General features: G+C 58.9%; 20 protein-coding genes. 14 read left to right on the forward strand and 6 right to left on the reverse strand.

What is annotated here, in order from left to right:
* Positions 1–385: 385 nt before the first annotated feature.
* The 13 genes from IVB12_RS23150 to IVB12_RS23210 all read left to right on the forward strand — a co-directional run bounded on the left by IVB12_RS23150 (position 386) and on the right by IVB12_RS23210 (position 15,998).
* Positions 386–802, forward strand: a complete 417-nt coding sequence (locus IVB12_RS23150; protein ID WP_247302585.1) for a response regulator — start codon at positions 386–388, stop codon at positions 800–802.
* Positions 799–1,431: a NodA family N-acyltransferase gene (locus IVB12_RS23155; protein ID WP_247302377.1), complete on the forward strand. Its 633-nt coding sequence runs from the start codon at positions 799–801 to the stop codon at positions 1,429–1,431. Before IVB12_RS23150 ends, IVB12_RS23155 begins: the two co-directional genes overlap by 4 nt.
* Positions 1,428–2,087 carry a chitooligosaccharide deacetylase NodB gene (nodB, locus tag IVB12_RS23160; RefSeq protein WP_247302387.1) on the forward strand — a complete coding sequence of 220 codons (660 nt, stop codon included), beginning with the start codon at positions 1,428–1,430 and terminating at the stop codon, positions 2,085–2,087. The genes IVB12_RS23155 and nodB overlap by 4 nt, the downstream gene beginning before the upstream one ends.
* A gap of 14 nt (positions 2,088–2,101) precedes the next feature.
* Positions 2,102–3,460: a chitooligosaccharide synthase NodC gene (gene nodC / locus IVB12_RS23165; RefSeq protein WP_247302388.1), complete on the forward strand. Its 1,359-nt coding sequence runs from the start codon at positions 2,102–2,104 to the stop codon at positions 3,458–3,460.
* 22 nt (positions 3,461–3,482) lie between these two features.
* Positions 3,483–4,112: a nodulation methyltransferase NodS gene (gene nodS, locus IVB12_RS23170; RefSeq protein ID WP_247302390.1), complete on the forward strand. Its 630-nt coding sequence runs from the start codon at positions 3,483–3,485 to the stop codon at positions 4,110–4,112.
* Between the two features lie 11 nt (positions 4,113–4,123).
* Positions 4,124–5,836, forward strand: a complete 1,713-nt coding sequence (nodU, locus tag IVB12_RS23175) for a nodulation protein NodU (RefSeq protein ID WP_247302398.1) — start codon at positions 4,124–4,126, stop codon at positions 5,834–5,836.
* A 4-nt stretch (positions 5,837–5,840) separates the two neighbouring features.
* The gene (nodI, locus tag IVB12_RS23180; protein ID WP_247281314.1) at positions 5,841–6,755 is read left to right on the forward strand and encodes a nodulation factor ABC transporter ATP-binding protein NodI; all 915 of its coding nucleotides are present in this window, start codon (positions 5,841–5,843) and stop codon (positions 6,753–6,755) included.
* Between the two features lie 3 nt (positions 6,756–6,758).
* Complete coding sequence (locus tag IVB12_RS23185; protein WP_247302401.1) at positions 6,759–7,547, forward strand: ABC transporter permease; 789 nt, start codon at positions 6,759–6,761, stop codon at positions 7,545–7,547.
* A gap of 199 nt (positions 7,548–7,746) precedes the next feature.
* Positions 7,747–9,759, forward strand: a complete 2,013-nt coding sequence (locus tag IVB12_RS23190; protein WP_247302403.1) for a carbamoyltransferase — start codon at positions 7,747–7,749, stop codon at positions 9,757–9,759.
* A 191-nt stretch (positions 9,760–9,950) separates the two neighbouring features.
* Positions 9,951–10,925: a nodulation protein NodZ gene (locus IVB12_RS23195; RefSeq protein WP_247302404.1), complete on the forward strand. Its 975-nt coding sequence runs from the start codon at positions 9,951–9,953 to the stop codon at positions 10,923–10,925.
* A 995-nt stretch (positions 10,926–11,920) separates the two neighbouring features.
* On the forward strand, positions 11,921–12,688 hold the full coding sequence (locus IVB12_RS23200) for an SDR family oxidoreductase (protein WP_247281339.1): 768 nt from the start codon (positions 11,921–11,923) through the stop codon (positions 12,686–12,688).
* Between the two features lie 256 nt (positions 12,689–12,944).
* A complete protein-coding gene (gene nifA / locus IVB12_RS23205; protein ID WP_247302406.1) occupies positions 12,945–14,717 on the forward strand; it encodes a nif-specific transcriptional activator NifA in 1,773 nt (590 codons plus the stop codon).
* A gap of 414 nt (positions 14,718–15,131) precedes the next feature.
* Complete coding sequence (locus IVB12_RS23210) at positions 15,132–15,998, forward strand: electron transfer flavoprotein subunit beta/FixA family protein (RefSeq protein ID WP_247302408.1); 867 nt, start codon at positions 15,132–15,134, stop codon at positions 15,996–15,998.
* Between the two features lie 487 nt (positions 15,999–16,485).
* Here IVB12_RS23210 and IVB12_RS23215 read toward each other — a convergent pair whose 3' ends face one another.
* The 4 genes from IVB12_RS23215 to gmd all read right to left on the reverse strand — a co-directional run bounded on the left by IVB12_RS23215 (position 16,486) and on the right by gmd (position 22,928).
* Positions 16,486–17,835 (reverse strand): MFS transporter, encoded by a 1,350-nt coding sequence (locus IVB12_RS23215; RefSeq protein ID WP_247302410.1) that lies wholly within the window; start codon positions 17,833–17,835, stop codon positions 16,486–16,488.
* A gap of 1,002 nt (positions 17,836–18,837) precedes the next feature.
* The gene (gene glmS / locus IVB12_RS23220; RefSeq protein WP_247302412.1) at positions 18,838–20,664 is read right to left on the reverse strand and encodes a glutamine--fructose-6-phosphate transaminase (isomerizing); all 1,827 of its coding nucleotides are present in this window, start codon (positions 20,662–20,664) and stop codon (positions 18,838–18,840) included.
* 238 nt (positions 20,665–20,902) lie between these two features.
* Complete coding sequence (locus IVB12_RS23225; protein WP_276578160.1) at positions 20,903–21,862, reverse strand: GDP-L-fucose synthase; 960 nt, start codon at positions 21,860–21,862, stop codon at positions 20,903–20,905.
* On the reverse strand, positions 21,843–22,928 hold the full coding sequence (gene gmd / locus IVB12_RS23230) for a GDP-mannose 4,6-dehydratase (RefSeq protein ID WP_247302415.1): 1,086 nt from the start codon (positions 22,926–22,928) through the stop codon (positions 21,843–21,845). Before gmd ends, IVB12_RS23225 begins: the two co-directional genes overlap by 20 nt.
* A gap of 362 nt (positions 22,929–23,290) precedes the next feature.
* On the opposite strand from gmd, the gene IVB12_RS23235 reads away from it, so the two are divergent.
* Positions 23,291–23,575, forward strand: coding sequence for a hypothetical protein (locus tag IVB12_RS23235; RefSeq protein ID WP_247302417.1), 285 nt, complete (start codon positions 23,291–23,293; stop codon positions 23,573–23,575).
* 443 nt (positions 23,576–24,018) lie between these two features.
* Here IVB12_RS23235 and IVB12_RS23240 read toward each other — a convergent pair whose 3' ends face one another.
* Together IVB12_RS23240 and IVB12_RS23245 are read right to left on the reverse strand one after the other, a co-directional pair.
* Positions 24,019–24,177 carry a hypothetical protein gene (locus IVB12_RS23240; protein WP_247302419.1) on the reverse strand — a complete coding sequence of 53 codons (159 nt, stop codon included), beginning with the start codon at positions 24,175–24,177 and terminating at the stop codon, positions 24,019–24,021.
* Positions 24,178–25,775: 1,598 nt separating this feature from the next.
* Positions 25,776–25,997, reverse strand: coding sequence for a hypothetical protein (locus IVB12_RS23245; RefSeq protein WP_247302421.1), 222 nt, complete (start codon positions 25,995–25,997; stop codon positions 25,776–25,778).
* Positions 25,998–26,515 lie beyond the last annotated feature (518 nt).

Below are 26,515 nucleotides of genomic sequence, written 5' to 3' on the forward strand. Positions count from 1 at the left end.
TGTACCGAATGAGGATAGCAAAGGATAGTTTAGCGAGATGTCAGATCTATCAGAATGGTTACAAATCGTAGCGCGTCTCAGCCCAGCGCCAGGGATCGATCAAGACATCTGGACCGTGCGGTCGCAGTTTCGCGCGTGTTGCGCAAGTCATATCTCGGCGAGCTAGCACGGTGGGGATCCGAAAATGTGCGTGGGCGTATAGGACGAGCAAACCATCGTATGGCTTCGCCAACCCATTCTATACCGGCCGTGTACCGCCGTAGAATTGAGCGAACGCTCAACCTGGCCGTAGATTTCCCTCCAGTTGAACCCCTTCGGTTGCGGGTGCCAAATGTGTTTTGGTCGCATCCGGTTGCGTCCTTGCTGCGGAGAAATCGTGCGGAACATGCAAGCGAAGGCGTCCCTGGCGAACCTCATGCGAGTTGCGCACACGCTCGACGTCGTGTCCATTGTGAATGCAGATCGGTCAGTGCGTGAAGCTCTGACAGACATGGTGTTTTCTGCGGGTTACGTACCTGAACCCTTCGAGAGCGCAGACGAATTCTTGAAATCGGGCCGCCGTTTGATCACGTCGTGCTTGATCGCGGACATGCAGCCGAGCGTGATGAGTGGCTTTGAGCTTTTCCATCATCTGGCTGCATCCGGAGGCGCGATTCCCACCGTTCTGCTCACAGACAACTCCGAAGACGACTTGAGGCGAGTCCTGCAAGCTGGACTCCAGTTCTTGAGCAAGCCTTTCGAGCGTAGCGAACTGCTGGCCTGCGTCAGGAGCCAGATAATGAATAGGAATTACTCTCTATGAAAATGATCGCGCCCGAATCCACACGAGGTGTTTCGGCGCGCCCTCCAGTTCGTTGGAGGCTGTGCTGGGAGAATGAGCTTCAACTTGCTGACCATATTGAATTGTCCGACTTCTTCCGGAAGACCTATGGTCCGACCGGGGCATTCAATGCAAAGCCCTTTGAAGATCATCGAAGCTGGGCCGGCGCAAGGCCTGAGATTCGGGCAATCGGCTACGATGATCGTGGCGTCGCGATTCACGTCGGCGCACTGCGCCGCTTCATAAAAGTTGGTGAGATCGATCTGCTTGTGGCTGAACTCGGATTGTACGGGGTACGCCCGGATCTCGAGGGGCTCGGCATCAGCCACTCCATCCGCGTGATGTATCCCGTATTGCGAGATCTTGGGGTGCCGTTCGGCTTTGGCACGGTCCGATCCGCCCTGCAGAAACATATTACCAGGCTGCTCGGGCGACAGGGATTGGCGACTGTTTTGCCAGGGCTCCGTGTCCGGTCCACTCGTCCGGATATCTATCTCACTGTGCCTCCCACGCGCGTGGAGGACGTGGTCGTCCTGGTTCTGCCGATTGCAAGGCCAATGAGCGAATGGCCGGCCGGTGAGATGATTGAGCGAAACGGGCCAGAACTGTGACGTCCGCAGACGACGAAACTAAAGCGCGGAGCGACTACGCCGACCTCGGCGGAGAGCACTGCGTCTATCTGACATTTGATGATGGGCCCAACCCGCATTGCACGCCGGCCATCCTGGATGTGCTGGCGCAGCATCGGGCCCCCGCCACCTTCTGCGTGATCGGTGCATATGCCGCGGGTCAGCCGGGGCTGATCCAGCGCATCATTGCAGAAGGGCACGAAATCGCAAACCACACAATGACGCACCCGGATTTATCCAAATGCATGCCGGATGAGGTGGAATACGAGATCCTCACGACGAACAAGGTCATCGGAATGGCTTACCCCCGAGCCTCTGTGCGGCACATGCGTGCGCCGTATGGGGCTTGGACCAAGGAGGCCCTCGCCGCGTCGGCGAAGGCCGAACTGGCAGCCCTGCACTGGTCAGTCGACCCGCAAGACTGGTCTCGTCCTGGCGCCGAGGCGATTGTTGCCGCGGTGCTGGCCTCGGTCCGGCCGGGGGCCATCGTGCTCCTGCACGACGGGTGTCCTCCCGACGAGTTGGAACGCTGCCCTCACTCTGGTCGGCGCGACCAGACTGTGACGGCGCTCGCCCAGCTCATTCCAGCACTGCATGACCGTGGATTTGCAATCCGGTCGCTTCCTCAAACTCACTGAATAGATCAATTCCCATGAGCCTGCTTGCCACCATCAGCACCGTTGCTGTTGCCTCCTACGCGTTGCTCTCCAGCGTCCATAAGAGCGCGCAGGCGCTTTATGCGCTGCGAACCGACGCCTCACTGCCGCCGTACGACCCGGTCGACACCGGTGCTCTGCCCAGCGTGGACGTCATCGTGCCCTGCTTCAACGAGGACCCGCTCACGCTGGCGGCCTGCCTGAAGTCTCTCGCAAGCCAGGACTACCCAGGGCGATTGCAGGTCTATGTGGTCGATGACGGCTCTGCAAATGTCGCTGCAGTGGCCCCGGTCCATGCGAGCTACGCATATGACCCGAGGTTCAACGTCATTCTGCTGCCGAGCAACGTTGGAAAGCGTAAGGCGCAGATCGCAGCGATACGCCGGTCGTTCGGCGATCTCGTGCTCAATGTCGATTCCGACACGGAAATCGCCAGCGACGTGGTCAGCAAGCTCGTACGCAAGATGCAGGATCCAGCCGTCGGCGCGGCCATGGGGCAATTGACGGCCAGCAACCGGGAGGCAAGCTGGCTGACCCGATTGATCGACATGGAGTACTGGTTGGCTTGCAACGAGGAGCGCGCGGCGCAGACGCGCTTTGGTGCCGTCATGTGCTGCTGCGGGCCGTGTGCCATGTACCGCCGCTCCGCGCTGCTGTCGCTGCTGGACCAGTACGAGACGCAGTTCTTCCGGGGAAAGCCGAGCGACTTCGGTGAGGACCGCCATCTGACGATCCTCATGCTCAAGGCAGGGTTTCGAACCGAGTACGTTCCGGACGCCATCGCCGCCACGGTGGTCCCGGACAGGCTCTTGCCGTATCTGCGGCAACAGCTCCGCTGGGCGCGGAGCACTTACCGCGACACGCTGCTGGGTTTGCACCTGTTGCCCGGACTGGACCGGTACCTTACGCTCGACGTGCTCGGACAAAACCTCGGGCCGCTGCTGCTCGCCATCTCTTCGATTGCCGCGCTCGCTCAGCTCGCACTAATCGGCACCGTACCCTGGTGGACCGGTCTGACCATTGTCGCGATGACCATGATTCGATGCAGCGTGGCGGCCCTTCGTGCCGGCCAGCTTCGATTTATTGGCTTCTCGCTGCACACCCCGATCAACATCTTCCTCCTGCTCCCGATGAAAGCCTATGCGCTCTGTACCTTGAGCAACAGCGACTGGCTCTCGCGCAAAGTAGCGAAATCATCACACGTTGACGAATCGAAGGCCTCGATCGAAGACGCCACAACTGGACCAAGCCTTAACCCGGCATCGAAAACGCCTGGCTCAATTCGCGCGGCAGGTCTTTCGCGCGCTCCCTCGCAGCTGATCGCGACTGATGGCATCGCGGCCGAGACTGACTGACAGCTTTGTTGAGGATTGAGTGGTGAGCGTGGACAAGACATATCAATCGCTGCAACGGGAGCTGACTAACGATGACCCGTGGCGGCTTGACGACAATCCGTTCGAACGTGAGCGTCACACCCAATTGCTACGGCTATCGCTGTCGAACGGCGCCGTCTCAACCGGTCTCGAGATCGGGTGCGCGGCCGGTGCATTCACAGAGAAGCTTGCTCCTCACTGCAAACGGCTCACGGTCATCGATGTTATGCCGCGAGCGATCGGTCGAGCGGTCCAGCGGACCAAGAGGTGGTCGCATATCAGCTGGGCGGCGACCGATATTCTGCAGTTCTCGACCGAAGAGCTGTTCGATCTGATCGTGGTCGCCGAAGTTCTCTACTATCTCGAGGACATGACACGGATGCGTACCGCAATCGACAAGATGGTGAAGATGCTTGCTCCAGGTGGGCATCTGGTCTTCGGATCTGCACGTGATGCCACCTGCAGGCGATGGGGGCATGTCGCTGGCGCCGAGACAGTCATCACGATGTTGACTGAAGCGCTCATTGAGGTCGAACGCGTGCAGTGCCAGGGGCAGTCGGCTGACGAAGACTGCTTGTTGGTCCGCTTTCGCAATCCGGAGCGATCTTCGATCCGTCCTAACGGCCGAGCTTGAAAGGAGCCACTATGCGTATCTGCGGTATCAAGCTGACGCATGACGGGGCAGTCGCTCTCATCGAGGACGGCCGGGTGGTGTTTTGTGTCGAACAGGAGAAGCTAAACAACAATCCGCGTTATCAAACCATCGACAACCTGGATGCCGTTGTTAGCGCCTTGGCGGAGCACGGGCTGGACCCGAGCGATGTTGATCAGTTCGTCATCGATGGCTGGGATGGAGAGTTCGAGTCGCAGTTTGAAGTCCTTAGTGGGACGACGACCATCAAGCTCAAGGGCGCGCCGTATGTCGAACGGCAAGGCGATAGCCCCCTGACGTCGCGCGATCGGATCGGTCTCATGCTTGATGGGAAGCTATATCCCTACCAAAGCTATCCCCATGTCACCGGGCACGTAGCGTCCGCATACTGCGTCAGCTCGTTTGCCAAATCCGCACAATCTGCTTTCTGCTTGGTGTGGGACGGCTGCATGTTCCCACGCCTCTACTATGTCGAGCCCCACGGCATCCGGTTCATCGAGTGCCTGTTTCCGATGATAGGTCACGCCTATGCGACGGCAGGACATCACTTTGGACCTTACAGGCGGGCAGACCGGACCAGCTGGGATCTCGGTATTGCCGGCAAGCTGATGGCCTATATCGCGCTGGGGTCGCCCGACGAGGACTGTATTAAGACGTTTCATGAACTTTATGAAGCGCACTTTGCCACGGATGCTGAGGGCGCTTGTCCTGAGCTTGAACAGATCAACAGCTCACAATCGCCGCTTGAAGCTCTGCACGACTTCTTCGAAGCGTGCGCAATGCGATTGAAGGAAAAGCAAGCCGAAGACGTCCTTGCGTCATTTCACGTTTTTCTAGAGCGTCTGCTGGTTCGCACCATTGCTGATGTTGTGGAGCGGCATTCGGATCTTGCGGGGGCGCGTAACCTCTGCATAGCCGGCGGCTGTGGCCTAAATATTAAGTGGAATAGTGCATTTCGTGCGACCGGCCTGTTCGATGTCGTGTGGGTGCCGCCCTTTCCGAACGACAGCGGCTCAGCCATTGGTGCTGCTTGCTCTGCGCTGGCGGCACAGCAAGGCTTTAGAGCTCTGGAATGGTCGGTCTACAGTGGACCGGCCGTGCGTCCCAGCGAAGTCCCGCCCGAATGGGAGGGCGCGCCCTGCACTATGGGCGAACTTGCGGCAATCCTCGCTTGCGACAAGCCAGTGGTCTTCCTTGCCGGGCGTGCCGAGCTCGGACCACGAGCCTTGGGTGGCAGAAGCATTCTCGCGGCTGCGAGCTGGGAAGGAATGAAAGATCATCTCAACGACATCAAACTTCGCGAGCATTTCAGGCCGGTAGCGCCGATATGCCTGGAGGATCGTGCGGCGGAGATTTTTAGCCCTGGAATACCCGATCCGTACATGCTGTTCGATCACCAGACGCGACCGGAATGGCGGGACAAAATTCCCGCCGTCGTACATCTCGACGGATCTGCTCGTCTACAGACCGTTTCCAGAACCTCTCAGCATAAAGTGGCCGAGCTTCTCGTCGAATACGAGAAGCTCACAGGCATTCCGCTGCTTTGCAATACCAGCGCCAATCTGCATGGACGCGGCTTTTTCCCGGATGCTGCCGCCGCGTGCCAGTGGGGACGCGTCGATCACGTATGGTGTGACGGGCTGCTTTGGACAAAAAAACGCGCAAGCGAGGAAGCGGCGCGAATAACGTCCGTCGCGATGGCGTAAGCAAATGTCAACCGCGGCAGTCGACCTTTTCCAGGTGAGCAAGTTCTACGACGACAGGGTCGTCGTGGACGCTCTTTCGTTTATGGTCTCGCCGGGAGAGTGCTTCGGTCTGCTGGGACCAAACGGCGCGGGTAAAAGCACGCTCGCGCGTTTGATCCTGGGTGTTGCATCGCCCGACGCAGGTAAGATATGCGTGCTCGGCGAGCCAGTGCCGGCACGGGCGCCCTTGGCGCGGCGGGGGATCGGGGTTGTCCCACAGTTCGATAACCTTGATCTTCAGCTCACGGTGCGCGAAAACTTGCTCGTTTTCGGGCGCTACTTCGCCATGAGCGCGGCTGAGGTGAAAGCGGTCACGCCGTCACTGCTCGAATTCGCGCGCCTGGAGAACAAGGCGGATGCCCGCGTCGCCGAACTGTCCGGCGGCATGAGGCGACGCCTGACGTTGGCACGGGCCCTCATTAACGACCCGCAGCTCTTGGTGCTTGATGAGCCGACGACCGGCCTTGATCCGCACGGCCGTCACCTGATCTGGGAACGCTTGCGCTCGCTATTAGCGCGCGGCAAAACGATCCTTCTCACCACCCACTTCATGGAAGAGGCGGAGCGATTGTGCGACCGCCTGTGCGTGCTTGAGCACGGCCGTAAGATCGCCGAAGGTCAGCCCCACGCGCTGATCGAGCAGCAGATCGGCTGCCAAGTGATCGAGATTTACGGCGGTAATCCGCATGAACTGCTGCCGTTGGTCAGACCCCAAGTGCAGCGCGCTGAGGTGAGCGGGGAGACGCTCTTCTGCTATGTCACGGATCCAGAGCAGGTGCGCCTCCGGCTTGCCAACCGCACGGATCTCCGCTTTCTGCAGCGTCCTCCAAATCTGGAGGATGTCTTCTTGCGGCTAACCGGGCGAGAGATAAAGGACTGAACGATGTGGCAACGTTTTGCGCCGGCGCTCCCTGCTAATCCATGGAACTGGATCGCGGTATGGCGCCGCAATTTTTTGGTTTGGCGGAAAGTCGCTCTGGCATCGATTCTTGGGAATCTGGCCGAGCCGATGAGCTCTCTGTTCGGTCTCGGGTTTGGCCTTGGAATGATCATAGGTGGTGTTGAGGGGACCTCATACATCTCGTTTCTGGCGGCTGGCATGGTCGCCACAAGCGCGATGGTCTCCGCAACCTTCGAAACGATCTATGCGGCTTACGCTCGCATGCAGACAAATTGCACGTGGGAGGCAGTGCTCTGTACGCCCCTTACGCTCGGCGACATTGTTCTCGGCGAAGTGGCGTGGGCAGCGAGCAAGGCCTTGCTCGCCGGGACCGCGATCACGATTGTCGCCGTCGCGCTGGGTTACGCAGAGTGGTCATCCATCCCCTATGCGTTACCAGCCATCGCCCTCACTGGCGTGACTTTCGCGAGCCTCGCAATGGTCGTTTCAGCACTTGCACCGAGCCACGACTATTTCATCTTCTACCAGTCGCTCATTCTCACGCCCATGATGTATTTGAGCGGGGCGATCTTCCCAATGAGCCAGTTGCCCGGTTCATTTCAACGCATCGCGGCCTTATTGCCGCTGACTCATTCGGTCGATCTCATTCGTCCGGCAATGCTCGGTCGGCCGGTCGACAGCGTCGGATTGCATGTGGGCGCACTTTGCATCTACGCAGCATTTCCCTTCCTCGTCTCGGCCATGCTGCTTCGGCAGCGCCTGATGCGGTGAGAGGAACAAGACCTAAAGCGAAGCATCGCGCGTGCGAGATGAGATATCGGGCGTAACGAACTTCCGATCGCGTGCGACGCTTATGTGAGTCTTGTCACGCTAGCGACGCCTGATCGGCCCCGCGACGACGTGCGGCCTACTCCCAAAGCAAGCGATACGAAATAGGCCGACAGGCCTCTCAGGATTAACGGAGAACAAGATGCTGTGTCTAGGATTGAGTGGCGGCCTCGACAGGGTCTATGAAAACCCCCTTGGACTACCGAACACGTTTCTGCACGACGGCGCCGCAGTACTTGTCAAGGACGGGCGCGTGCTCGCTGCCGTGGAAGAGGAGCGCCTCAACCGGATCAAACATTCAAACAAGCTCCCGAGCAGTGCGATTGAATACTGTCTTGCAGCCGCGGGTGTGGAGCTTCGCGACGTCGATCGTATTGCGTTCTACGCTACTGAAGCCTATTGCAATGCGATGCTCGAACGGTTGTTCATCTCACAACCGGAAATCTCAATTCCGCTAGATGCCAATCTGCTGTTACGGCACCTTCTAGCCACGGAGTTCGGTACCCAAGTTGATCCTTCGCGGGTGTCATTCGTAGGCCACCATCAGGCCCACGCCGTGAGCGCTCTGGCGATGTCGGGTTTTGAAGAAAGCCTGGTCCTCGCGATCGACGGTTGTGGCGACTTCCTGTCGGGTCTGTTGGCGGTCGGGTCGGGCACCGAAATGACCGAGCTTATGACCTTTCCAGAGAATAACTCTCTCGGACTGTTCTATCTGGAGACGATCCGATATCTCGGCTACGGCCTGTTCGACGAGTATAAGGTTATGGGGCTGGCTCCTTACGGAGATCCCGCACGCTATCGCGAGCTCTTTTCCCAATTCTATGAGCTCTCCGCAAACGGTGGCTACCGCGTTCACCTCGACCGTATCGGTCCGGCATTGCTGCGCAATATTGAGGTCCGGCGAAAGGGAATGCCGTTCACGCAACAGCATCGAGATGTGAGCGCATCGTTGCAGGAGGCGCTGGAGCGGATCGTGTTTCACATTCTTCGGCATTACCGTGAGTCGACTGGAATGAAACGGTTGTGCCTGGCTGGCGGGGTGGCTCACAACTGCACGCTGAACGGAAAACTCCTGTATTCAGGCCTGTTCGAAGACATCTTCGTGCAGCCGGCTGCGCATGACGCCGGATGCGCATTGGGCGCGGCACTGATGGTGTCGAACGAGGCCGGGCAGCCTGCGCCCCGCGAGCGACTACAGGCGGTTTATTGGGGGCCAGATGTCGGCAGCGACGACAGCATCGAACAGGAACTGAAGGGATGGGCTGCACACCTGGAGATTGAACGGACCGCTGACGTCGCAACCAGAGCAGCCGAGTGGATGGCTGATGGCGCCGTGATCGGCTGGGTACAGGGCCGATCGGAGTTCGGCCCTCGCGCGCTCGGCAACCGCAGTATTCTTGCAGACCCGAGACCCGCGGCGAACAAGGACCGGATCAATGCGATGGTCAAGAAGCGCGAGAGTTATCGACCATTTGCGCCATCGGTTCTGGAGGAGGATGCGGGCGCGTTCTTTGAGTTGCCGCATGGTCGCGCAGAATATCCCTTCATGAATTTCGTCGTTCGCGTGCACGAATCCAAGCGTGCTTTGCTAGGCGCGATCACGCATATCGATGGTACGGCTCGGCTGCAGACGGTTTCCCGCACGAACAATGCCGCCTATTGGGAACTCATCAATGCGTTCAAGAGCCGGACAGGCGTCCCGATTCTGCTTAATACGTCCTTCAACAACAATGCCGAACCGATCGTAGATTCCGTTGCCGATGCGATTACGGCGTTTTTATCGACCGAGCTGGATGGTCTTGTAGTCGGGTCATTCCTCGTCAAGAAGCGGGCAACAACGCTCGAAAGCTGGACTGCACTCACCGTATCACTGCCGCCCCATGTATCTCTTTACCGGGTTCGCGCTCATGCGGGCCGAGAACGCCAGGAGACAGTCTGCGAGATCCGCATGGGTCACTCCAGCCAGGACAGCGTGCGCGTCTCGCATGACCTGTTCGACATGCTGATGCAAATTGAAAAGGAAGCTGTTCTTGCCGATCTTCTCGCCAGGGTCACCTCTGACAGGACTAGGCGAGAAGCGCTCGTGAACGAACTGCGCGGGCTCTGGGATCTGCGCCGTATTCGGCTGCATCCGTCACAGACTGCGCGGTCGTAAAAGGTGGGCAATGCGGAAGAGGGCTCCTTGGACGCTCTTGCATGACCTGCCAATCGCGGTGCCGTGGAGGAGGGCTTGCGGGTTGATCGCCTTGCGTCCAGGTGACCAGCCGTCCATTTGGCGTGGATCGGAATCGCAGGAGTAGGTGCGCCACACAAAACTAATCTTGCGCAACGAGAAGGGTTTATAACTTGACGAAGGAACGCTTTGTTATTTCGCGCAGGCGTACCGGCTTTGGTGACTGCCTCTGGTCGCTGGCCTCAGCCTGGTCGTACGCGCAGCGGACCGGGCGGACGCTCGTCGTTGACTGGCGCGGTTCCTGCTACATCGACCAACCGTTCAGCAACGCCTTTCCGGTGTTCTTCGAGCCGCTTGAGGACATCGCTGGGGTGCCGGTGATTTGCGATGACCGGATCAACCAGCTCTCGTTTCCCGGACCGTTCTTCCCGCGGTGGTGGAATAGGCCGTCGATCGACTGCATCCATCGTCCGGATGAGCAGATCTTCAAAGAACGTGACGAACTGACCGAGCTGTTCCAGGCAAGAGAAGATAACGAAGCCAACACCATTGTCTGTGACGCCTGCCTGATGTGGCGTTGTGGCGAGGAAGCCGAACGACTGATCTTTCGGAACATCAAGCTCAGGTCCGAGATTCAAGCGCGGGTCGACGCCTTGTATGAGGAACACTTTAGCGGCCATAGCATTATTGGCGTTCATGTTCGGCACGGCAATGGCGAAGATATCATGGAGCATGCGCCGTACTGGGCCGATTCGGAGCTCGCCCTTCGTCAGGTCTGCATGGCAATCCGTAGAGCCAAGGCTTTGCCATATCCAAAGCCTGTAAAGGTCTTCCTGTGCACGGACAGTGCACAGGTGCTCGATCGACTATCGGATCTGTTTCCCGATGTCTTCGCCGTACCAAAACGTTTCCAGGCCGATCGGGCAGGGCCGTTGCATAGTGCGGAAATGGGAATTGAAGGTGGAGCTTCCGCTCTCATCGACATGTATCTTCTTGCGCGATGCGCTACAGTGATCCGCTTTCCCCCCACCAGCGCCTTCACGCGCTATGCCCGTCTGCTCGTGCCACGGATTATTGAATTCGACCAGAGCAAGCCGGAGCACTTGACCATGATCGATAACCCATACGAGCATTTCGCGGCTTCATGAAGCGCCAGAATGTGAGCCTGAGCAATGGCGGGCTAGATCATCGGTCTGATACTGCTGGCTTCGACACCATCGCGTTTCGCAACGTCTCGCAGGATCGGTGGATGGCTACTTCCGTCCCGCAAGCGACGGCTGACCGGCGCACCACCACGGATGCGGTGCGGTGGGAGGGCGAACACCTGCGAAGCGTAAGGCCAATGCCCGCGGGCACCGGCGGCCTTGCCCCGCAATGCTTCGGGCCCTCCTGTGTAAGTCGAGTCGCGCGGAAAGGTTATGGTTCTGTCATCCACCGGCCAAATCCGCCACCGCTGGCCAGACGGTGAAAAGCACGGCAATGGCGGTTCGGGTCGCCGAGGAAATCTGACGTAACAGACAGTCACGTCAGAATGTCCCAGCAGCAAGGAGGCGCGTCCGGTAGATGGATCGCCTTTGCTTGGCAACCCTTTTACGGTCAGCTCGTTATCTGGACGACGGCCTTGTTCATGCGCCGCTCGCAGAGTCCTTTCGGACGGAGGTGGATGAACCGCGGGGCCGGCGGCCCGTCGATATTGCTCAAGAGCCGCATGTGCGGCCGCGCGTACCATGGCCGAGAGCAACTTGGACGAACTGGCCATTAAATCCTGATCTCCGCCAAAGGCAGCTTACCTATCTCGTCCAGCCCGCATGACCCACAGACCACTCATGGAGGACGACGCAGTCAGCTCGCGATGGAAACACCAGCCTCTCGGCTCGAAGCCTTAGCGCACGCAGTGGGCAGCACCGGGAGCTCGACGACAGCCATTGCTGCGTGGTTGGTGTCGAAAAGCAAACAGGCCAGATGTTCGGAACCTGCCATTTGCGTCCTACAAGCGCGCCACCTGTGCCCTGCATCGCTCTGGCCCGGATCCTGCACCAGGTGCACAGGCGAGGGGAGCGGAGGGGAGTCGCGTGTGAATCTAGGTCTACCAGATGACAATGCGGTCACAGCTCAATCGTCGGAAACGGACGCTCGCGGTCCAATTCACGCCGATGGAGGGGGCCGTCCGCTGCGTGAGCGGAAAACGCTGGTATTGACCGGGGCATCGCGCGGTATCGGTCGCGCCACGGGAAGATTGTTTTCGGAAGCCGGTTGGCGCATCATTTCTTGCGCGCGCCAACCATTCGAGGCGGTGCGCTGCCCATGGGACTCAGAGGGGGATAGCTATATCGAAGTCGACCTGAGCGATCATCGGACGTTACCGCGCGTGATTGCCCAGATAAAGGAGCGCCTTGCCGGCGCACCGCTGCAGGGACTGATAAACAATGCCGGAAACTCACCAAAAACGCCAAACGGTGCCCGGCTTACGTCGCTGGCGACCTCAGTCGATACCTGGATGAGCGTGTTCCACCTCAATCTGGTGGCGCCGATCCTGCTCGCTCAGGGTCTGTTCGATGAGCTAAAAGCGGCTTCAGGCTCGATCGTCAATGTGACTTCGATCGCCGGAGCGCGGGTGCATCCATTTGCAGGAACGGCATATGCCACGTCGAAAGCTGCGCTCGCTTGTCTCACGCGCGAAATGGCGCACGATTACGCCTCACATGGCATTCGCGTCAATGCAATCGCGCCCGGCGAAATCAAGACGGACATTTTGTCGCCTGACACGGAAGCGTATCTTGTGCCAAAGATCCCACTACGCCGGGTGGGTACACCCGAAGAGGTCGCCAAGGTCATTTTCTTCCTATGTTCAGATGCGGCGAGTTATGTCACTGGCGCCGAAGTGCCGATCAATGGCGGGCAACACTTGTGAGTGAATTCGTCCCTGAACCCGGCTAACTGAGTTTCATCGGTGGAAGCCATGTTGGCCGGGGCGAATCCGCGCAGCGAGTTGGAAAGAATAAAGCGGCAAATCTAGCACTGTAAGTGCTGCCGGCGTGCCATGAAGAGGCGTCATCTCTCGCCCCGCCCTGAGAACCGGATGTCAGATCGAGGCAGGCATGCAACACGAGTCCAACAAGTCCGATCGAGGTGATGGGGAGGATCAAGAAAGGAACGGAGAAGTCATTATGCTGGACAGCGTTTCCCTGCGCGAAAGACCAAACTCAACCTCCGACGCGGGCCCTTCCGCTTCTGCGGGCCCTTCCGCTTCTATTCTGCCGTCGCAAGAGAAATCGCTAAGCACGATCTTTGAAATAGCGCACACGCTCACCGGCCTATGCCGGCTCGAAGCCAAGCTAGCGAGCGTCATCGAGCGTCTGCCATCGCTCGTGCAGATGCGGCGCGGCATCGTATGTCTGTTCGAACATGACGGGGTGCCCCAGATCATCGTAGACGAGGGCCGGAGCGCAGGGCGCGACGCGCGTTGCGGGGGGCGCTTGCCGCAAGGAGCAATTGATCAAATTGTGGCGACGGGGCGGCCGCTCATCGTCGAGAACGTAGCGCTGCAGCCGATCTTCAGTTCTTCGGACGTCGAGATGCTGGACGCCGCCGGTAATACGTGTGTTGCGTTCATCGGCGTTCCCATAGAGATTGACGAGAAGGTTGTGGGTACGCTGAGCATCGACCGCATCGCAGACAACGGGACGCATGCGCAGCTCGAGGACGACCTCCGCGTGCTGACGATGGTCGCAAGCCTTGTGGGCCAGACGGCGAAGCTGCATTGCGTTTTTGCGCGCGATCGCGGGCGGCCTACGGACGAGGAGTTCCGGCCGCAGAAGCAGCTGTCCGAACTCAAGCCTCATGGGTGGGAGCGTAAGAAGGTCCAAGTCGATGGAATTATCGGCGACAGCCCGGCGCTGCGCGCGATGCTTGAGAAGATCGAGCTGATCGCAAAATCGAATAGCACCGTTCTGTTGCGTGGCGAATCGGGTACCGGCAAAGAGCTGGTCGCGAAGGCTATTCACGAGCGTTCAGCGCGCGCCAAACGCCCCTTTATCAAGCTGAATTGCGCAGCCCTCACCGAGACAGTGCTGGAATCCGAATTGTTCGGTCACGAGAAGGGGGCGTTTACGGGCGCATTCAACGCGCGGAAGGGGCGCTTTGAACTCGCCGACAAGGGAACGTTGTTTCTGGATGAGATTGGCGAGATCTCGGCCTCGTTCCAGGCGAAACTCCTGCGCGTACTTCAGGAGCAGGAGTTCGAGCGGGTGGGCGGCAATCAGACGATCAAAGTCGACGTCCGCGTGATTGCAGCCACGAATAAGAATCTTGAAGAGGCGGTGGCAAGGAAGGAGTTTCGTGCCGATCTCTATTATCGCATCAGCGTGGTTCCTCTGCTACTGCCGCCGCTGCGCGATAGACGCACTGATATTCCGCTTCTCGCCACTCGATTCTTGAAGAACTTCAACAATGAGAACGGCCGTGCTCTGGTCTTCGATTCAAGTGCGGTTGACGTTCTTATGAATTGCGGATTTCCCGGTAATGTCCGCGAGCTGGAGAACTGTGTGCAGCGGACCGCGACGCTGGCGCACGGATCATCGATCGGAAGAGACGATTTTGCCTGCTGGCACGGGCAATGCCTGTCGGCCACGCTATGGAAGTGCGGGCCGGAGCAAGTGGCGCGACAGCCGAGCCCGATAATCTCACTTCCCACAAGGCTGAGCATGCCGCCGACACATCCTGTGGCACACGATCAGCCGGTCGGTAGCGAACTGACGCCGCTAGAGCCACCCGGCCGACCTAGCATAGGTGCCGCCAAGGTCACAGATCGCGAGCGTGTAGTCGCGGCGATGGAAAGGTCCGGGTGGGTACAGGCCAAGGCGGCGCGCTTGCTTGGACTGACGCCGCGCCAGATTGGCTATGCCTTGAGAAGGCACGGTATCGAGATCAAGCGTTTCTGATTAAAAAGTCGGGCTCGCGTCTCTCTCGCTCGCCCGGGCGCGGTAGGAGAACGTGCAAGAGGCGGTACTCTGGTCCATGAAGCGGATACGAAACCGATGTGCTCTGCTTGGGGGTGGCCATGCCCGGAAGTGTAAGCCCTCTTCGCGTCAGCCGGTGCTGGTCATCGTCCGCTTGCAATGTATTCGCCCTATGAGAAGTGATTAGGTGTCGAACTAGCGCAAGATCGCGGCCGCGCCGTTTATGGCGCAGCTCAGATCAGAGAGATCACGTCCGCTTTACGCAGCCCGTCGCAGTCCCCAACGGTCTCACCGTCAGTCGGCAGCCGTTGCATTCGTCTCTCATAGGCGAAATGCCTGGGGTGGTATGACAGTTGCTATTCGTGGGGAGCCTGCTCAACATCTTAGGAGAAGCATATGCACAGCATTGTCTGCATCAAACAGGTCCCCGACTCCGCACAAATCCGCGTGCATCCTGTCACGAATACGATCATGCGTCAGGGCGTGCCGACAATCATCAACCCATATGATCTGTTCGCACTGGAAGCTGCGCTCGAGCTACGAGACAAGTTCGGCGGCGAAATCACTGTTCTCACAATGGGCCCGCCGTCGGCTGAAGAATCTCTCCGAAAGGCGCTGACATTTGGTGCCGATCGTGCTGTCCTGCTCACTGATCGTAGTTTCGCGGGCTCCGATACGCTGGCGACGAGTTACGCGCTGGCGTGCGCGATTCGCAATATCGGGAAGGAATATGGCCCACCAGACCTCATATTCACCGGCAAGCAGACCATCGACGGCGATACCGCGCAGGTGGGACCTGGCATTGCGAAGAGGCTCGGGGTCCAGCAGCTTACTTATGTTTCGACAATCAAAGCGTTGGACTTCAAAGCACGCACGATCGATGCGGAACGGCGCTGCGAAGGAGGAGTCCAGGTGCTGCGTTCCAAGCTTCCTTGTCTCATCAGCATGTTAGAGGCAAGCAATCAAATTCGCCGCGGTGCAATGATCGATGCCTTGCGTGCGGCCCGTGCCTCAATCGTAAAATGGAGCGCTCAAACTGCCGGCGTGGATGACATGGCCAAATGCGGTCTGAGGGGGTCGCCGACCGTCGTCAAGCGTGTCTTCGCGCCCTCCGCACGAGCGGAGAAGGCGACGTGGGTGGAAGCGGCCGAGCAGCCGGCGCAAGCGTTGATCGACGCCATGTTCAAGCGCAACCCTACGCTCGAGACGGAGCTCGCACAGCTTGCGCGCGGTACCTCATCCGCGCAAACTAGCGGTGCGTGAAGTCGCGGCTGATCGAGCGGAGCCAGAGATGGCCCGGATCGTAGTCATGCATTGACCCGTCGGTCGGTCCACTAGGCACGATTGAAGGCTTTTCGACCGCTCGCTGAGGTTTGGCGAGCTGCGATACACCGGTCCACTGGGGAATTCATGCAACCTCAAGACGTGCCCGTTAAGTTTGCTTGGCAGCGCACGTGAAGCTCGCGCGAGGGATGTATCTCCCTCGCGCGAGCTCTGCCGTGTTTCACGTAACCGCAAAGTGCGAGCATTATCATCGCGCCGCCGACCACAGAACGAATCGCGCGTGGCGATAGTGCTCAGCCATTCCGGTCAACATCAGCCACGGCTCGTCCCGATACTGCTCGACTCGCATAGGAAGAACCGTGACCCGCAGAGTGGCACGTGGAGCACCGCGAGATCACCGCAAGGACCGCCGCGCACCCCGTTCAGTTCAGTCTTGGACGTGAAGGTCCCCCCCGTGGGCGCGCTGCTAATGCGTGGTAAATTGCGCGCTTACGGCCCGGTTAGACCGCTCGGGTCGCGACAGCTTCGCAACTCTCTTGGTGTTTCCTGGATAAATCGTAAGCGCGGCGATAATGCCGAGCAAAGCTGCAAACATCAACCAGAAACCCGGCGAAGCCTTGTCGTCGGTTCGATCGATCAGCCAAGTCGATGCGAGCGGCGTAAAGGTGCCAAAGAGAGCTGCGGCGAGTGCGAAGGCCAAAGAAAAGCAGGTTGTGCGAACGTGCTTCGGCACGATTTCGACCAAAGCGCCCAACATGGCGCCGCTGTAGGTGCCAAAGTAGAACGAGAACATCATCTCCACTACCAGCATCTTGCCAAAGCTTGGGGCGGTCACAAGCCAAGACAACGCCGGATATACAGTCACCAAGGCAAGGCCGGCAATGGTCAGCAAGACCGGCTTCCGACCGATTCTGTCAGAAATCGCGCCGCCAATTGGGTTCCAGATGAAGTTCGTCACGGCGACCAAAAGCGTCACCAAGAGCGTGTTCTGCGAGGACAGCTGCAATACGTGCTTGCCGAAGGTAGGCGTGTACACTGTGACGAAATAGAAGGTCGTGGTCGTCAGCATCGCGATCATCATGCCGAGAATGACAATGCGCCAGTTCGCAACTGTGGAGGCAAAGACCTCGCGGGCCGTTGGGTGGGTCTTCATGACCAGAAACTCCGGAGTTTCCTCCAGCGTCCGGCGCAGGAAGAAGATAAGCGGAACGATCAAGCAGCCCAGGAAGAATGGGATCCGCCAGCCCCAGGCCGCAACCATTTCGGCCGGAAGTGCTTCGCTCAAAAAATACCCGATAAGAGCCGCGACAAAGATCGCAACCTGCTGGCTCGAGGACTGAAACGATGTGTAAAAGCCGCGGTTGCCCGGAGTGGCAATCTCGGAGAGGTAGACGGAAACGCCGCCAACCTCAACGCCGGCAGAAAAGCCCTGCAACAGCCGTCCGAACAGCACGATCGCGGGTGCGGCAATGCCGATTGTTGCATAGCCGGGACAAAAGGCGATGATGACGGTGCCAACAGCCATGATCGAAAGCGTGATGATCAGGCCTTGCCGACGGCCAATCTGGTCAATATAGGCTCCAAGCACAATCGCGCCAACCGGTCGCATCAAGGCCCCCAACCAGAACACACCGAAGGTGTTAAGCAGTGAAGCGGTTTCGCTTCCTGATGGAAAGAACGCGTTTCCGATGGCACTGGCGTAGAACCCGAACAAGAAGAAGTCGAACTGCTCGAGGAAGTTGCCGCTCGTCGCACGTAAGATGGCGCCAATGCGCGATTTGGCATTTGACGCATGCGCGATGGACGCTGGTGACATGGCGAGTTTCCTCTCGGTTTGAAATGGCCGGTTCCGGAGAAAATCTCACGCCAGCCCAGTGCAGTTTCATGGCCGCGAATCTGCCATCAGGGCACTATCGACCAACCCGTAAGCGCCTGACGTTTCCGGCATATTTTCGGCAATTGCCGCAAACTCGCACAGTTTTTCGGGCGTTATTCCGCTCGCACGGCAGGAGTGACTCTCAAGCTACTGAAACCTCGGGCAATTCTCGGTGACAAGGTTGTTGTCTGTGGCCTGGCCGAATTCGCTCATTGAGCGCACCGACATGCAATGAAAAGGAAGAATGAAAAGGAAGGACGAGATGCAAGGCATTCGAGCGGCAGGGAAGAGCTCCGTGAGATGTCGTGCTAGAACAGCTCGCGAGCCTGCGATTGGGGCCGAGGTGCGTTAGCATCTCACCCCGACGTCCAGCGATTTGGCCTCGAGTTGCTCAAGTTAACCTGAGGTTTGACGGAAAACGTTTGGTGAGCGTGCTGGCGATCGAGCCCGTCCGATAGCGCCGATCGCCATGCTCGGCAAGTGCCACGTTGTCCTTCGAAGCGAGGCGCGCCTCGTACTTCGAGGGGCGCTGCGGTCCTAATGCGCTCCAAAACCCGTGTTGAGGGGGAAGAACGTAGCGGGCCTCCTCAGCGATAACCGAGCATTCGTTTGGATCAATCGAACAGGTTCATTTGGCTTCCACGCCGTACGAAAAACCTAACGTTCGTCACGAATTATGACCAGGTCCAAGCAATCGGAATGCCGTGATAAGTCATACGCGACTCCTTGCTTGCCGGAGGCAACGCCACACCAGCCTCGTACCCTGATTGGCCGTAGATTTTGCACATGAGTCTCGGCCTCCGTAAGCAAGCGCTATGAACCGGCACAAACCATGCTGTGGCATCGGGCCAGGAGCCGGGCGGCACATCGTAATTCGATCTGACCGAGACTTGTGCGCATTCAGAATCTGACCACGACACTTCCAGGCCGCATCACCCTGCCTTATTCGACGGTTACCGATTTCGCGAGATTTCGGGGTTGGTCGACGTCCGTGCCCATCAGGATGGCCGTGTGGTAGGCCAGAAGCTGCACCGGGATCGCATAGACAATCGACGTAAACGTCGTACCCATCTCCGGCAGCACAATCGTCGCGAGTGAATCCATGGATACCTCTGCGGCTCCCCGAGCGTCCGTTATCAAAATAATCTTGCCGCCGCGTGCGGCAACCTCCTGCATGTTCGAGATGGTCTTTTCGAACACCCGGTCGCAGGGAGCAATGACGATTACGGGAACGTTCTCGTCGATCAAGGCGATCGGGCCGTGCTTGAGCTCTCCGGCCGCATAACCCTCGGCGTGAATATAGGAGATCTCCTTTAGCTTCAGTGCCCCCTCCAAGGCCAGTGGAAACGACGTGCCGCGGCCAAGATATAGCACGTCACGCGATTTGGCGATGTCGCGTGCGATCTTCTCGATCTGCGGCTCGCTGGCAAGCGCCGCTGTAACGAGCCGCGGAATTTCGATCAGCACTCGCACGAGATCGACCTCGTCGCTCTCCGGCAATTCACCGCGCGCCTTGCCAGCAGCGACCGCAAGCGCCGCCAGGACGACGAGCTGGCATGTGAACGCCTTGGTCGAGGCAACGCCGATTTCAGGTCCGGCGAGTGTCTGCAACACTGTCCCGCTTTCGCGCGCAATGGTCGAACTCAGTACATTTACGATCGAGACGGTATGCAGGCCTTGCGATTTGGCATAGCGGAGCGCGGCCAGCGTATCGGCCGTCTCGCCAGACTGCGAGATGAAGATAGCAAGATCTCCCTTGCGCATCGGCGCCTCACGATAGCGAAATTCGGAGGCGACATCGAGCTCAACCGGAATACGAGCCAGCCGCTCGAACCAGTATTTGCCGATATGGCCGGCGTAGCCTGCCGTGCCGCAAGCCGTGATCGAGATGTGTCCGATCTCGTTGAAGTCGAACGGAAGCTCCTGCGGCAGTGCTACCCTTTCGGTGGCGATATCGACGTAATGCGCCAGCGTCTGCCCGATCACCCCTGGCTGTTCGTGGATTTCCTTCGCCATGAAGTGGCGGTAGTTTGCTTTGTCGACGACAACCGAGGACGCGCCAGATTTCACCACCTGCCGGCGGACAACCGTGCCTTGTGCGTCGTAGACCACGCTGAAGTTGCGGTTGAGCACAGCCCAATCGCCGTCCTCAAGGTAGGTGATCAAGCCGGTAAGGGGCGCGAGCGCGATAGCATCCGATCCGAGATACATTTCGCCTTCGCCATGCCCGATCGCGAGTGGTGAGCCCTTGCGCGCACCGATCATGAGGTCGTGTTGACCCTTGAACAGGATTGCAAGCGCAAACGCGCCGACTAGCCGCGGCAGGGACGCTTTTACTGCCTCCTGCGGCGAGCAGCCATCTTTCAGATAAAAGTCGATGAGATGCGTCACCACCTCGGTGTCTGTTTCAGAGGCGAAACAGGCGCCATGCTGTTTTAGCTCCGCTCGCAGCTCGCGGAAATTCTCGATTATGCCGTTATGGACGACTGCAACATTGTCCGTTGCATGCGGATGAGCATTGTGCTCCGTCGGCTTGCCATGAGTAGCCCAGCGCGTGTGCCCAATCCCGACATGGCCTGAGAGCGGATGGCACCGAACGCGTGTCTCAAGGTTCCTCAGCTTGCCCTCGGCGCGTCGAAGCTCGATTTGGTTTCCTTTGAGCGTTCCGATGCCCGCTGAGTCGTAGCCGCGATATTCCAGTCGCTTCAGTGAATCGATGAGACGATCCGCGACCGGACCGCGCCCCAAGATGCCGACAATTCCGCACATGCTAATCAGTTTACCTCAAGTTCAAAACAGAGCGTCCCGCAAGGCGCGCCTGACCAATTCGCTCGCTATAGTTATCGGCCAATCTAGCCGTGCCTGCCCTCCATCGGGCACGCGGCACCCGGAGGTGCGCGAGCTCCAAGCAACACGTGGAGCCCAGTCGAATTCGCCGGAAGATCCTAAAGCAACTTTCTGGCAATCGGACAATGAGCGACGTCAGCAGTTAGCAGCTGCATGAGGCTCACGTTTTGTCCGATGTAGCCGATACCGCCAAGAAGGCTTGGTACGTCTGCCGCATTCCATCTACAAGCCTTGTCCTCGCGCGCCAGCCGAGCCTGGCGAGACGGCTGACGTCGAGCAGCTTGCGCGGCGTGCCATCGGGGCGCGACGTGTCGAAAGTGATCTCGCCGCCGTAACCGACGACCTCAGCCACGACCCGCGCGAACTCGGCGATGGTGATGTCCTCGCCGGTGCCGATATTGACAAGGTCCGCGCTCGAATAGCTCTTCATCAGGTGCACGCAGGCATCCGCCATGTCGTCGACATAGAGGAACTCGCGCCGCGGCGTGCCGGTGCCCCACACGGCGACGCTCCTTGCGCCCGCGACCTTCGCCTCGTGGAAGCGGCGGATCAGCGCGGCAACGACATGGCTCAGTTCGGGATGATAATTGTCGCCGGGGCCATAGAGATTAGTCGGCATCACGCTGATGAAGTCGCTACCGTACTGGCTGCGATAGGCTTCCGCCATCTTGATGCCGGCGATCTTGGCGATCGCGTAGGGCTCGTTGGTCCGCTCGAGCGGGCCTGATAGCACCGAATCCTCGCGCAGCGGCTGTGGGGCCAGCTTCGGATAGATGCAGGACGAGCCCAAAAACATCAGCTTCTCGGCGCCGTTTTGATGCGCGGCCTGGATCACATTCGCGGCAATCGCGATGTTGTCGTAGATGAACTCGGCACGCAGCGTGTCGTTGGCGACGATGCCGCCGACTTTTGCGGCGGCGAGGAAGATCACTTGCGGCCGCGTTTTCGCGAACCAGTCGAACACGGCGGCCTGGTTGCAGAGATCGACCTCGCGCCGGTCGACCGTGACGAGTTGCACGTCCTCCCGCGCGAGCCGGCGCATCAGCGCGCTGCCGACCATGCCGCGATGACCTGCGACGTAGATGCTCTTGCCCTTCAGCTCAAACGGTGCGTTTGCCATGGGCCACCTCCCGTTTTGCTTCCGCCAGATCGCTTGCCATCATCTCCTCGACGAGCTGGACAAAGCTGCGCTTCGGCTTCCAGCCGAGCACCTGTTGCGCCTTGCTGGCGTCGCCGACGAGGAGATCGACCTCGGTCGGACGGAAGTAGCTCGGATCGATCCGCACCACGGATTTGCCGCTCTTGGCATCGACGCCCGTCTCGTCGAGGCCGGCGCCGCGCCATTCGATGCGGCGGCCGACTTGCGCAAACGACAGCTCGACCATCTCGCGCACCGAGCGCGTCTCACCAGTCGCCAGCACGAAATCGTCGGCCTTGTCCGCCTGGAGGATCAGATGCATGCCCTCGACATAATCCCTGGCATGGCCCCAGTCGCGCTTGGCCGAGAGATTGCCGAGATAGAGCGTCTGTTCGAGCCCGACCTCGATACGCGCGACGCCGCGCGTGATCTTGCGGGTGACGAAGGTCTCGCCGCGGATCGGGCTCTCATGGTTGAACAGGATGCCGTTGCTCGCGAACATGCCGTAGGCCTCGCGGTAATTCACCGTGATCCAGTAGCCGTAGAGCTTCGCCACGCCGTAAGGCGAGCGCGGATAGAACGGCGTGGTCTCCTTCTGCGGGATCTCCTGGACGAGGCCATAGAGCTCGGAGGTCGAGGCCTGGTAGAACCGGGTCTCCTTCTCCATGCCGAGGATCCGGATCGCCTCGAGCAGCCGCAGTACGCCGATCCCATCGGCATTGGCGGTGTATTCGGGGCTCTCGAAACTGACGGCGACGTGGCTCTGGGCTGCGAGATTGTAGATCTCGGTCGGCCGGATCTGCTGCACCAGGCGGATCAGATTGGTCGAGTCCGTCATGTCGCCGTAGTGCATCAGGAACGGCACGTCCCCGAGATGCGGGTCCTGGTAGAGATGGTCGACCCGCGCAGTGTTGAACGAAGACGAGCGCCGCTTGATGCCGTGCACGATATAGCCGAGCGACAGCAGATGTTCGGCGAGATAGGCGCCGTCCTGTCCAGTCACGCCGGTGATTAGAGCGACCCGCCGTTTGCTCTCTTGGTTTGACAAATCGTTGCTCTGCGCAGGCTAATGTCGGTCCCCGATCGACGACGTCAATCGCGTCTGGCCTCTTCGAATGCGGAAGCGTCGCGCTCTCGAACTGCCGAGTTCTGGACTCTGTATAGGCATTGCATCAATTGCTCAACTGTACGGAGGTAACCTTCCACATCGAAAGGGTTTTGAAGGACTATACGAAAGTTTGTAGCCCAGAAGATTTCGTTCGGCCTTCGTCAGGCGTTTCTCTATTGCGCGGGTGCAACTAATGAAATTGCGGCGCGGATAGGAGGTAAGCAGACCCGTTTGGCCGAGAAGCGTTCCACAGTCCCTGCGTGGTCAACTCGCGCGTTGAGCCAGCGAGTGTCCCTCATTTCGTGTCCTTACCTAAGAGTTTTCCAGTCTGCTGTTCATCCAGTGCAACCGCGAGCAAGCCGGGCAAACAAAGCATTGAAAATTCGTTCTCTTGTCGCGCAGTACTTATCATCATCGATCCATTGCTGGACAATCAAGTTGGTGATCTGGCAAGCAAAAGTGAAGGCGCGCATATTGACTCTGTGCTGTTTGAGTTCACAGAAAAACGCTGCATGAATGAGGCCAGTGCTATATGGGACCTCAAGGGGTTTATCGCGACGATCAGTGTGCCCTGCGCCACCGAATGACGAATTCAGTAGCGAAAAGCATCTGGCGGTTCATTGCTCGCGAGTGGCCACGGAATCAACAACAATCGTGCGTTTAGCGCGCGGACGATCTGGCTCAGAAGGTCAGTGCTCGGTTCGGCGACCATTCGGCGCGGGGGTGTTTTCCGCGCTCGCAAGCATGTCTTTGGGCCAGCCGTAGTATGACTAGGCAAAGCCCGCATGTGCGTGAATAAGCTCGCCTTGAGCACGTGCCGCTGCCATTGAAACTGGCGGTTTGCTGGTCCCGAGCGCCCCTTCTCTTATCGATGCCCGCGGCAAAGTCCCGGTTCTTGAGCAAGCATTCTGCGGACAGCAGCCTGAGCTGACGGATCAACTGCGTTCTACCTCAATTATCACATTTGATTTGCAGCCCCTCGGCAGAAAGAATTCGGATGAGCTGCTCGTGGAGAGGTTGACCCGGGCCTTTAAACCACGTGCCACCCGCTCGCATGCGCCGAAAGAAGCGTAAGCTTTAGAGGCGCGCCCTCGAAATGGATCGCCGGCTTATCGGCTTCGAACGCGGTGTTGCCCTCAATCAAGGTGCCGAGATCAATCTTCAGTCCCTCGCGGGTATAAACTTCCACTTCATTTCTGATCCAAGGCGCTCACATAAGCTTCTTAATACTCGTTCATCAGGTCTTGATGGGCCTCATTGCCTGGATCGGCGTTCGGCCCTGGGGCAATCGTCAGGCCTGCACGTCGCGCAGATCCAGCTCGCGGATCTATCGGCAGCTCTCTTGCTCCCGCGACGACCGCTGCCCATGCCTAGCAATTGCGCGCGCTCGTCTCGGATTACTGTTGGTCATCTAGTCTGCTTTCCTTCAACGACGCTGCGTCCGCCCGACCATGGCGTGACGTGCATTCGGGAATGGTGATAAGCGCACCATGATGACAGCTTTTGGCGAGGTCCCATCACAACAGGTTCGCCGCACATATATGCGGTTCCAGGATCGCCATTCCTGAAGCCAACAATGGCCCGGCATTGGCCCTCACAGTGATCGACGAGCAAGACCCTATTGGATCCATCGGGTCCTCTCACATGTCCGCTCCGGGATAGCGCATCAATCTCGCAGCGGCGGGTTGGGCACTCAGTGCCCGCAAACGTATATCGAAGCCTGCAAGGCTGGATCGGGCCTTCTTACATGTGGGCGATCTTGTCTTCATACGGGCCGGCGATCTGCGTGAACAGGACAGAAACAGCGTTCTTCGCAGTGAGCGCGATCCTCAGCCGCTTTGGCAGAAAAGCTCTCATCGCAAGCAACCGGCCTGCTCCGCTTTAGCACAGGAACTTCTGAAGCGACCGAACATTGGTGCTCCCTAGGGGGCACTCTACAATCTGACGCTACGTACGATTCAATCCCCCTGCGGGCTTATCGCGTGAATATGTCGAAACCGTCTTCGTTCGCCAGGAGCCAGCCGCATGACGAGGAGGGCGGGAGGCGCTTCACCAAGGCAGTTGGCTTTCTGTATTCGTCGTCTGCGGAACGCGCAGCTCGGGTCCGCTCGAGTGTGCGCGCATAGCTACGCCCAGCTGTGAGGCTGCTCGTCGCCGGCCACGAGTGATCAAGCGAATCAGTCAAGCTTACTTGAATGTGTGGATAGGAGCTGCCTCGGCGCCGGAATCAATCGTCCATGGCTGAATGCTCTCTCGAGTCTGTGCGAATTGGTTTTGTCTATCCAGCCGAGCTCTCCCGCTGTCCCGTCATAATAGGGCTGCTTCCCGGGAGTTGTCGGTGCCGCGGCGGCTGAGCAGAATAGGAAACGAGATCAGCTGGTCAATGAGCCAAACTCCCGTCAAGGCACCTAACAGTGACTTCGCCGTTCTAGATAACTTTGAACTATGGACCGCGAAAGGCGCCGTCAGGTGCAGGCCACGCGGGGTTGATCATCGCGGGTTCGATACTTGTGGGAAGATCTGCCGGGCGTCACGTTGGAAGCCCGCGCCTAAGCGGTACTCAGCCCTGGTCCCGTTGAGAGGGGCGCGGCTCGGGTCCAGATTGGCGCGTTTGCTACAATCGTTGTTGGTATCAAAGAGTTGCTATGCCGACTACTCCAGGTCGGCCAGGGGACAGACGGCGTTTTGAAGGCAATCAAGTGGCTGTTGGAACGTGCGGCGCAGTTGGCCATGCTCTCTGATGGAGGGGCGGGGCCTTGTAGCGGCGCCGATCGGTGTTCCTCCCATTCATCTTGAGGCGCGAGCGATTGTTAGGCCGGCATTCTCCAGCACATCCAAAATGCTGTCAGCAACCGCCCGCGGATCTCGCTGGTCCTCTTTGCTCACGGTACAAGCCAAGGTAGCTGCGATGATCGCGTGCGCTGCTTTGCGCTGGAGGCAATCGTACTCGGCATATTCACCGCAGGTATTGCAGTTGATCACTGGTCGGCCGCTCCAGGGATCGTGCATTGCGATCTCGCACCAGTTATCTGTGTGACATTTCGGACAGGGCATAGATCGAGATTTCCTTGTGGTCTGACCTCGCGCGCTCCATGGCCGTCAATTGAACGACTGCTTGGTAGCCAAAGCTGCAGAAGTCATTGCTACTCCGGAGGCCGTGTTGTCCGTCTTTGGATACGAAAAACATGATGGAGGCGGCGGCGGAGTCAATCCAGGCACCCGTAGGGGGCTCCGGCATGAGCGACCAGTCGGCGCATCTCTGGCGAGAATGCTGGCAACCGTGTATGCCTACAGCTACCTGTTTCGGCGTGAGCAAGCTATTGCAGGTTCGCCGCGGCCGCATCACGGCTATGTAAGATGAGTATGGCCTCCAACTTCCATTCCACTCTGAGCTGCGAGGCCCTGATCTCCGGACCGCGACCTCTGCGTGAGCAATCTACAAAGCGGCGCAATCGCGACGCGACAATGCTGCTGCGATCTTAGAATCCGGTTCTCCTGCAGCCTGGCTTCATCGCGACACGTTGCAA

The sequence above is a fragment of the Bradyrhizobium sp. 179 genome, assembly GCF_023073535.1.
Classification (GTDB): Bacteria; Pseudomonadota; Alphaproteobacteria; order Rhizobiales; family Xanthobacteraceae; genus Bradyrhizobium.

Bases quoted from the DNA above. Each gene is read 5' to 3' on its own strand.
- IVB12_RS23155 (WP_247302377.1), top strand. From the start codon at position 799: ATGAAAATGATCGCGCCCGAATCCACACGAGGTGTTTCGGCGCGCCCT.
- IVB12_RS23190 (WP_247302403.1), top strand. From the start codon at position 7,747: ATGCTGTGTCTAGGATTGAGTGGCGGCCTCGACAGGGTCTATGAAAAC.
- nifA (WP_247302406.1), top strand. From the start codon at position 12,945: ATGCTGGACAGCGTTTCCCTGCGCGAAAGACCAAACTCAACCTCCGAC.
- IVB12_RS23225 (WP_276578160.1), bottom strand. From the start codon at position 21,862: ATGGCAAACGCACCGTTTGAGCTGAAGGGCAAGAGCATCTACGTCGCA.
- IVB12_RS23150 (WP_247302585.1), top strand. From the start codon at position 386: ATGCAAGCGAAGGCGTCCCTGGCGAACCTCATGCGAGTTGCGCACACG.
- nodI (WP_247281314.1), top strand. From the start codon at position 5,841: ATGTCAACCGCGGCAGTCGACCTTTTCCAGGTGAGCAAGTTCTACGAC.
- IVB12_RS23185 (WP_247302401.1), top strand. From the start codon at position 6,759: ATGTGGCAACGTTTTGCGCCGGCGCTCCCTGCTAATCCATGGAACTGG.
- IVB12_RS23245 (WP_247302421.1), bottom strand. From the start codon at position 25,997: ATGCACGATCCCTGGAGCGGCCGACCAGTGATCAACTGCAATACCTGC.
- IVB12_RS23215 (WP_247302410.1), bottom strand. From the start codon at position 17,835: ATGTCACCAGCGTCCATCGCGCATGCGTCAAATGCCAAATCGCGCATT.
- glmS (WP_247302412.1), bottom strand. From the start codon at position 20,664: ATGTGCGGAATTGTCGGCATCTTGGGGCGCGGTCCGGTCGCGGATCGT.
- nodC (WP_247302388.1), top strand. From the start codon at position 2,102: ATGAGCCTGCTTGCCACCATCAGCACCGTTGCTGTTGCCTCCTACGCG.
- nodU (WP_247302398.1), top strand. From the start codon at position 4,124: ATGCGTATCTGCGGTATCAAGCTGACGCATGACGGGGCAGTCGCTCTC.
- IVB12_RS23210 (WP_247302408.1), top strand. From the start codon at position 15,132: ATGCACAGCATTGTCTGCATCAAACAGGTCCCCGACTCCGCACAAATC.